We start from the raw sequence: 8,617 nt of genomic DNA on the forward strand, positions 1-8,617 counted from the left end.
TAAAGTTTGCCATGCCCAATCTGCGCAATGGTTGCATTATTGAATATACTTACACTAAAATTATACCGGGTTTTTGGAGATTTCCATCATGGGAATTTCAGGATGATATCCCTAAAGCCTACTCAGAATATGAGGTACATATCCCCGCTTTCTGGACTTATAACGCGATGATACGTGGCAGCCTTAAGCTTACCAAAAACAAAGCTGACATTGAAAAAGAGTGTTTTGACAGCCACGGCTCAAAAAGTGATTGCTCTTTTTTGACCTATGGCATGGCCAATATTCCTGCTTTTATTGAGGAGGATAATATGACATCGCCAAAAAACTTTCTATCAGCCATATACTTTAATTTGGAAAGCTGGACCAACCCTTATACAAGCGTTAAAAAGAAGGAAACCAAAGAATGGAAGGATATTGATTATAACCTAAAACATTCGGAGTATTTTGGTTCGCAAATTAAGAAAGACCTGCTTAAACCATACATTGCCCCTGTAATTGCGGGTAAAACCACCGAAATGGAAAAGGCCGTAGCGGTTTATACCTACATTCAAAAAACTATTAAGTGGAATGAAATATACTCCCGGTATAGTGATGGCGTACGCAAAGCACTTGATAAACACACCGGCGATGTAGCTGATATTAATTTATGTTTAGTTGCCGCGTTAAATTCTGCCGGGGTAAAAACCGAAGCCGTTTTACTGTCAACACGTGGTAATGGGCTAATAAACAGATTATACCCAGTAGAAAATGAATTTAATTATATAATTGCCAAAGCTAATATTGGCACCGAAGTTTACCTGCTTGATGCCACCGACCCCATGCTGCCATTTGGTATGTTACCTTTAAAATGCCTTAACGACCAGGGACGGGTAATGAGCTTTGACAAGCCATCGTACTGGGTAGATCTTGTAGCCAATCAAAAAAAATCGAGCACAAGCGCGCTTGACCTTACTTTGCAGCCAAATGGTAAATTAAAAGGGACTATTACCACTTACTCCATCGGTTACGAAGCTTATGAAAAACGAAAAGCCATTAAAAAGTTTAATACCCTTGATGAATTTGTTGAGAACCTTGACGAAAAGCTGGGCAAAATAAAGATCCTTAAATCAAACATTAGTAATTTGGATAGCCTTGATAAACCACTTGGCGAACAGTATGAAGTAGAAATTGACCTTTTCGATAATTTAAACCATAACAGATTGGCCTTTAACCCGGTTATCATTAACAGGTACGTAACAAACCCTTTTAAACTGGAAGAACGCAATTATCCGGTAGATTGGGGCATGCCATCAAGCAGCCGTTATATGTTAGTTATGCACCTGCCCGATGGTTATGGCATTGAAAGTTCACCGCAAGGCGCGGCAATAAGCTTGCCTAATAAGGGTGGTAAATTTATGACCGAATTTAAGGGTGAGGGTAACATTTTCACTTACTCTAACGTGATACAGCTCGATAAATCTATCTACGCGCCCGAGGAGTACCCCTATTTAAAAGAATTATACAACAAAATAATAGCTTCTGAAAAAGCAGAAATAGTGTTCAGGAAAAAGTGATGAGAAAAATTTTTACAGTTTTATTATTGTTGGTGACAACGCTGGCAAACGCCCAGGTTAATTATGATGTAAGCCTGATACAAAAAGACCTGTTGCCCTATGCAAGCGCGGTAATAAGGGATCAAAGCGTATATACCGAAGTAAAAGATAACAACACGTTATACCATATAAAGACCGCTATAACTGTACTAAACAAAAACGGCGATGACATTGCACACATTGCGGTTTGGTATGATAAAAGCAATGTTATAAAAAGCATAAAAGGCACCACCTATAACGAGTTTGGTAAACTTACCGGCAAATTTTCAGAAAAGGATTTTGAGGATGTGAATGGCGCCAATGATTTTTCTTTATTTGAAGATTCGCGCGTAAAGCATTTTATACCATCAATAGGTTCGTACCCTTATACCATAGAATATGAGTATGATGTTAAATCAAAGCAAACCTTGAACTTCAGAGATTGGGAACCTAATCCACACACTGGCCTCGCGGTTGAAAAAAGCTCTTTCACATTTGCCTGCAAGCCCGATTTCAACATCAGGTACAAAGAAATAAATATGCCTGTTAAGGTTAACATTGGAACAAATAAAGATGGCCTTAAAACTTACACCTGGCAGGTAAACAACCTTAAAGCTTTAAGGGCCGAGCCATATAGCCCACTTAGCGAAACTTACCTTAGCAGGGTAAAAATAGCCCCTCAAAACTTTGTGTATGCCGGTATAGCGGGTTCTTTCACCAACTGGGACCAACTTGGCCGCTGGAGTTATGATAAGTTGCTGGTCAACAGGCAGGCACTCCCGCCACAAACTATTGAACAGGTAAAGGAATTAACCGCCGGTATTACAGATATTAAGCAAAAGGCTAAAAAGATATATGAGTATATGCAGGGTAAAACCCGGTATATAAGCGTGCAGGTGGGTATCGGAGGATACCAACCCTTTTTAGCTGCAGATGTAGATAAGCTTAATTATGGCGATTGTAAAGCTTTGGTAAATTATACCCAGGCATTATTAAAAGCTGCCAATATCGATTCCTGGTATTGTGTGGTTTATGGTGATAATAGCAAGGTAAGCATGCTTAATGATTTTGCCAGTATGAACCAGGGTAACCATGTAATACTTTGCCTGCCCATAAAAAATGATACTACTTATTTGGAATGTACCAGCCAAAAAATCCCCTTTGGCTTTTTAAGTGATTTTACTGATGACCGTAACGTACTGGCATGCACCCCAGAAGGCGGCAAACTATTACATACTCCAAAATACACATCGCAAGATAACGTGCAAACACGTAAGGCTGGTTTTATAATTGACAAAGATGGTGCCCTTAGTGGTAATATGGTTACCATTTATAAAGGCACACAGTATGACAATCCCGAAGAATTAGTTGGTGAGCCGTTAAACGAACAGGTGAAAACTTTGCAAAAAATGTATACAAATATCAGTAACCTTAGTATAGAGAAACTGGATATTAAGCAGGATAAAAAACAAATACCTGTTGCTACCGAAAGTATAAAACTAAGCGCGCGCGATTTTGCATCGGCAGATAATGATAAGCTTTATTTTGCTTTAAACCCTCTAAACAAACAGCGAAGCATTCGCGATGTACGCAACCGTACCAACCCTGTTTACATTAACCGGGGTTATACAGATGAAGATGAAATAGTTTATACCTTACCCGCCGGTTATCATCCGGATATGGAACCTTTAAATATAAACCTGAATAAGCCCTTTGGGAAATTTAAAATGAGCGCCACTGTAAGCGATGGCAAATTGATATATAAACGCCGTATGGAATTGATTGATGGCACTTATGATAAAAATAGTTACCATGACCTTGTTGAGTTTTACCAGACAGCTGCCGATGCTGATAGTTATAATGTAACGCTGGTGAAAAATTGATCAGCTAAAAATAATGATACCCAAAATAATGCCAACTATCATGATCACATACAGCATTATTTCGGTTCCGGCATAACGCTTATATTTAGTCCAGAAAGAGTAATCGCTTTTTTGCTTTGACATCAGCACAAAACTATAAATTATATTTAAGAAGTTCAGGCTGATTAATTACCTGTACGTTATAACAAAGGCTAATATTGATTGCTCATTATAGCTCAACTATGAACTACTCTGTCTGCGCCGAGGTTGTTAGATCGGTAACTGAACCTCCACGCGAGAAAAATTTGTAGATGCCATTATCATGCAGCCTGGCTATCATTACGCCTTTTCGTGTACTGGCGTGTACAAAATAACCATTTTGCAGATACACCCCAACATGGCTAAATTGCTTACCATCAAAATCGAAGAATACCAGGTCACCTTCTTTTAACTCTTCTTCGTACTTACGCTTAATTACCAAAACTTGTTTACTGGTCATACGCGGAATAGTAATACCATATACTTGTTGTTCAAGTAAAGAAGCAAGGCCCGAGCAATCTATACCGTTTTTATCTAAGCCCCCAAAACGGTAAGGTGTACCATACCATTCTTCAATGAAGCTATATAACCTACCGTTTTGTATTTCGCTACGGTTCACCTCCATAAAAATGGAATATTTTTCTGCGATATCCTTATCGGGCTTAACCATAGAATATGGGGCGCTATTCCCATTCTTAACTGTAAACTTTTTTGAATGGCAGGCTGATAAAATAATAGTCGCGGCAAAAACCAAAAGCACCCGGGAATAGCGTGGTAATAACATGGCCTAAAGATATCTGCAAACGCTTAAATGTTACAACAGATGTTTTAAACATTTCAACAATCAATAACGCAATCTGTACAAAAGCAATACCTTCTCTATTTTTCGATATAAATAAAATGTGTATCAAAACGGCCGTCGGTAATGGTTACTTTTTCGCCTGCTGAATTAACGGCTATAAATGAAAAGGTTCCGGAAAAAATTTTATTTTCATCATCAGCTTTTGAAAAGCTGACAGTACCATTGTTTGTTGCGTTCGTTTGGTAAATATTTTCAGTTGCGGCCCCATCTGTATATTTGCCGGCCCAGTGCGAAAAAGTCATATTATTTAAAGTATATGAATTTTTTTCAGCAAGTTTACTCACGATCGGTAAACTTATCTGTATTGTATTCTTGCCTGCATCAATAGCCGTTAAAGTAAAATTGTAGTAATCCGGGTAATTATTATCATGGGAATATATACACTCTGTTATTTTCCCTATAAATGCCTTGCCTTTAACTATCGCCCCAAATGTACCGGCACCAATTGCAGTAACCTGGGGTAACTTTGTTATTTCGTCAACAGGAGCTTCAATAACCTTTGCATCTTTTTTACAGGCTACCATAGCCACGACAAGCAGCGTGGTAACTATAAAAGTTCTTCTTAAAATCATTGTGTTAATGGGTTTACAGGTTTAAGGTATTTTGATCGAAAATCACTATTTAAGTCAAAGATCGCACAACCTATCCCTTTATCACCCTTTGTATCTCATCCAGCTTCATTAAAGCTTCAACAGGGGTCAGGGTATTTACGTCAAGGTTATTCAGGGTATCGCGGATTTTAACCAGTACCGGGTCATCTATCGAGAACATTTGCATTTGTACGGCCTGTTTCTGCACCTTACGGATGCTTTCCTTTATATGTTCGCCGCCAGTACGTTCGTTTTCCAGCTTCTTCAATATCTCATTAGCCCTGCTCAATACCTTTTGCGGCATACCGGCCAATTTGGCTACGTGAATACCAAAACTATGCTCGCTGCCACCGGGAACCAATTTACGCAGGAAAATGATCTGCTGGCCAACTTCCTTAACCGATACGTTATAATTTTTGATACGATTAAAGCTGTTGCTCAGCTCGTTCAACTCGTGATAGTGGGTAGCGAAAAGCGTCTTAGCCTTTGCGGTTGGGTGGTTATGCAGGTACTCTCCTATCGACCAGGCAATAGAGATACCATCATAAGTTGATGTACCACGACCGATCTCATCCAGCAAGATCAGGCTGCGGTCGCTTAGGTTATTGAGGATACTGGCCGTTTCGTTCATCTCCACCATAAAGGTAGATTCGCCCGACGACAGGTTATCTGATGCACCCACCCTGGTAAATATCTTATCAACCAAACCAATAGAAGCCGCTTTGGCCGGTACAAAACAACCCATTTGCGCCATTAGTACAATAAGGCCGGTTTGCCTTAGCAAAGCCGACTTACCCGCCATGTTGGGGCCTGTAATAATAATGATCTGCTGCGATTCCGAATCCAGAAAAACATCATTGGTGATGTACTCCTCGCCCAGCGGCAGGTTCTTTTCTATTACCGGGTGGCGGCCGCCTTTTATATCCAGGACACGGCTGTCGTTCACATCCGGCTTAACGTAATAGTTTTTGATAGATATGGTGGCAAAATTCAGCAGCACATCTAAACGGGCTACCAGGATAGCATTCAGCTGGATGGGTTTAATATATTCGGCAAGGGCGTATAGCAGGTCGTTATAAAGTTTGGTTTCCAGTACCAATATCTTTTCTTCGGCACCTAAAATTTGTTCCTCGTATTCTTTCAGTTCGGGGGTTATATAGCGTTCGGCGTTTACCAGCGTTTGCTTGCGGATCCACTCTGAAGGCACCTTACCCCGGTGACTATGGGTTACTTCCAGATAGTAGCCAAACACATTATTGAACGATACTTTTAGCGATGGGATGCCTGTGGCTTCCGCCTCGCGTTTTTGGATCTCCAATAGGTAACCTTTACCACCAAAAGCTATTTTACGCAGCCTGTCCAGTTCTTCATTGATACCCTCGTTCATCACCGAACCTTTTACCATCATAACAGGTGGTTCGGGGTGCAGTTCGCGGGCAATTCTTTCACTAATGGATACGCAGGGATTTAGCTGTTCACCAATCGCCTTCATCGGTTCGCTTGCGGAACCTTCGGTTAGCTTTTTGATGCTTTCAATAGCGATCAAAGCTTTCTTCAACTGGCAAACCTCGCGCGGGTTAGCTTTTTGCAGGCCAATTTTTGAGATCAGCCTTTCCAGGTCACCAATCTGGCGGATCTGGTTTTGCAGGGTTTCACGCAGCTTTTCCTGCTCTATCAGGTATTCAACCACACCAAGGCGGTCGTTAATAGGTTTGATCTCTTTAAGCGGCATTACTATCCACCTGCGCAGCATACGTGCACCCATAGGTGAACAAGTATGATCAAGCACATCAACAAGGGTTAGCGCGTTCTCGTTATTAGAACCCACCAATTCCAGGTTACGAATGCTGAACCTATCCAGCCACAGGTACCTATCCTCTTCTATCCTGCCAATGGCCGATATATGTTGCAGGTTACGGTGCTCGGTCTCGTTAAGGTAATGCAATGCTACACCGGCGGCTACAATACCCAGGTTCAGCTTATCAATACCAAAACCTTTTAATGATTTTACACCGAAATGCTTTAGCAGCGTTTCTTGCGCGTAATCGCCACTGTAGGGCCATTCGTCGAGGGTGTAGGTATAAAAACGGTCACCGTAGGTATCTTTAAAATCGTGCTGGCGGCTTTTCGGGAATATTACCTCGCTGGGCGCATAACTTTGCAGCAGCTTGTCTATATAACTTGTACTGCCTTGCGCGGCAATGAACTCGCCTGTAGAAATGTCCAGCAAGGCTATACCAACGCTATTTTTTTCGAAGTATAGCGAAGCCAGGTAGTTATTACTTTTTTGCTGCAGTATGTTATCGCTGGTGGCAACACCAGGGGTAACCAGCTCGGTAACACCGCGTTTAACAATTGTTTTGGTGGTTTTTGGATCTTCCAGCTGGTCGCAGATGGCTACCCGCTGACCGGCACGAACCAGTTTAGACAAATAGGTATCCAGCGAGTGGTGCGGGAAACCTGCCAATTCAATATGCGTACCCACCCCATTACCACGGCGTGTAAGTACAATACCTAATATGCCCGAAGCCTTTATAGCATCCTGACCGAAGGTTTCATAAAAATCGCCCACGCGAAACAGCAGCAAAGCACCAGGGTACTTAGCCTTAATAGTATTATACTGCTGCATTAAAGGGGTTTCTTTTGTTTCGCTCTTAGCCAAGGGATTTGCTGTAATTAATAATCGGCTAATTTAATTGATTGAATGCGGATTACAGGGATTGTGGAAAAGTTAAACTTTGTGGATTCCATTTTAATCGCTTTGTTCCACTTTTTGTTTAAATGGGACGCCCAAAAAAGGCAAATTTAGGCCTATAAACGACTTTGAAACGACCTATAAACGACAAAAAACTACTTCACAAACTCAACCAGGTACTCAGATACATAATCGTTCTTTGCATTATCGTTATCTTTATAAAACAACCTTGCGTGCTGCCCTAATTTTACCGACGAGTACTCATTATCTTTATTAGCTGCCGAATTAATAGGCTGCAAAGATGGATACCATAACGTATGCCCCTCCTTTTTTGCCAGCAACTTAGGCTTGCTCCATCGCTGCGAATTGTTTGCCAATCCAAGGTCCCGGTTTTTATTGAAAGAGATATAAACGCTATTCCCTTTCCATGACGGCCCTTCGGCCTTGGCCATTAACATAACCCAGGCATTTAAATAGGTGTTCCAACTTACCGATGGCCCCCAGTAATATTTAGCTGTTGGGGATGATGTTGGTCCGCCGCCTTCTGCAAGCGGGATTTGTATTGATGATACAGGCTTGCCCACACCGTTATAAGGCACATTAAACCCTTTACCATCCCATCGTTTAGCTTTCCCTTCGGGATGATCCAAATCTGTTAATAATATGCGTGCTACACTAATGCACTGTCCTTTCCACTCGTTATTAGGGTTATAAGTAGCCTGATCATAGGTGCCCGGGTAACCATATTCGCCATAAAACAGATAAAGATATTCACCGCTGGCAACCGCCGATGGATCGCCGGTACCGCCCGCGAAATTGATGGCCGTATTATTTGGCTTAAGTATCATTCGGGGTTGTTCATCTTCAATAAATATCCTACGGTTAACCCAGCTTTTGCCACCGTTTACAGATCTCATTATCCCTATGCGGCATACTGCCGAAGCTGTTGCCGGCCCTCTTAACCCCTCGGGCCATTTTTCATTTTTATATCCTTTACC

Annotated in this window: 7 protein-coding genes; 2 read left to right on the top strand and 5 right to left on the bottom strand. The window is 41.4% G+C overall.

The window, feature by feature from the left end; all coding sequences use genetic code 11:
- Both JWQ85_RS20840 and JWQ85_RS20845 read left to right on the top strand, forming a co-directional pair.
- Positions 1-1,553: transglutaminase domain-containing protein (locus tag JWQ85_RS20840; protein ID WP_299471426.1), on the top strand; the 1,553-nt coding region annotated here is incomplete at its 5' end.
- Positions 1,553-3,454 carry a DUF3857 domain-containing protein gene (locus JWQ85_RS20845; RefSeq protein ID WP_299471428.1) on the top strand — a complete coding sequence of 634 codons (1,902 nt, stop codon included), beginning with the start codon at positions 1,553-1,555 and terminating at the stop codon, positions 3,452-3,454. The genes JWQ85_RS20840 and JWQ85_RS20845, both read left to right, overlap by 1 nt.
- On the opposite strand, the gene JWQ85_RS20850 is transcribed toward JWQ85_RS20845, so the two are convergent.
- From JWQ85_RS20850 to JWQ85_RS20870, 5 genes are all read right to left on the bottom strand, one after another.
- Positions 3,455-3,577 (bottom strand): hypothetical protein, encoded by a 123-nt coding sequence (locus tag JWQ85_RS20850; protein WP_299471430.1) that lies wholly within the window; start codon positions 3,575-3,577, stop codon positions 3,455-3,457.
- Positions 3,578-3,680: 103 nt separating this feature from the next.
- Positions 3,681-4,256 (bottom strand): NlpC/P60 family protein, encoded by a 576-nt coding sequence (locus tag JWQ85_RS20855; protein ID WP_299471432.1) that lies wholly within the window; start codon positions 4,254-4,256, stop codon positions 3,681-3,683.
- Between the two features lie 95 nt (positions 4,257-4,351).
- Positions 4,352-4,906, bottom strand: coding sequence for a DUF6252 family protein (locus JWQ85_RS20860; RefSeq protein ID WP_299471433.1), 555 nt, complete (start codon positions 4,904-4,906; stop codon positions 4,352-4,354).
- A gap of 70 nt (positions 4,907-4,976) precedes the next feature.
- Positions 4,977-7,586, bottom strand: a complete 2,610-nt coding sequence (gene mutS / locus JWQ85_RS20865; protein WP_299471435.1) for a DNA mismatch repair protein MutS — start codon at positions 7,584-7,586, stop codon at positions 4,977-4,979.
- Positions 7,587-7,774: 188 nt separating this feature from the next.
- Positions 7,775-8,617 (bottom strand): hypothetical protein (locus JWQ85_RS20870; protein ID WP_299471437.1); only part of this gene is annotated, 843 nt, incomplete at its 5' end.

The sequence above is a fragment of the Mucilaginibacter sp. genome, from assembly GCF_028288105.1.
Classification (GTDB): Bacteria; Bacteroidota; Bacteroidia; order Sphingobacteriales; family Sphingobacteriaceae; genus Mucilaginibacter.

What these genes read in the sequence shown, in the direction of transcription:
- JWQ85_RS20850 (WP_299471430.1), bottom strand. Translation starts at nt 3,577, where the DNA reads ATGTCAAAGCAAAAAAGCGATTACTCTTTCTGGACTAAATATAAGCGT.
- JWQ85_RS20860 (WP_299471433.1), bottom strand. Translation starts at nt 4,906, where the DNA reads ATGATTTTAAGAAGAACTTTTATAGTTACCACGCTGCTTGTCGTGGCT.
- JWQ85_RS20845 (WP_299471428.1), top strand. Translation starts at nt 1,553, where the DNA reads ATGAGAAAAATTTTTACAGTTTTATTATTGTTGGTGACAACGCTGGCA.
- JWQ85_RS20855 (WP_299471432.1), bottom strand. Translation starts at nt 4,256, where the DNA reads ATGTTATTACCACGCTATTCCCGGGTGCTTTTGGTTTTTGCCGCGACT.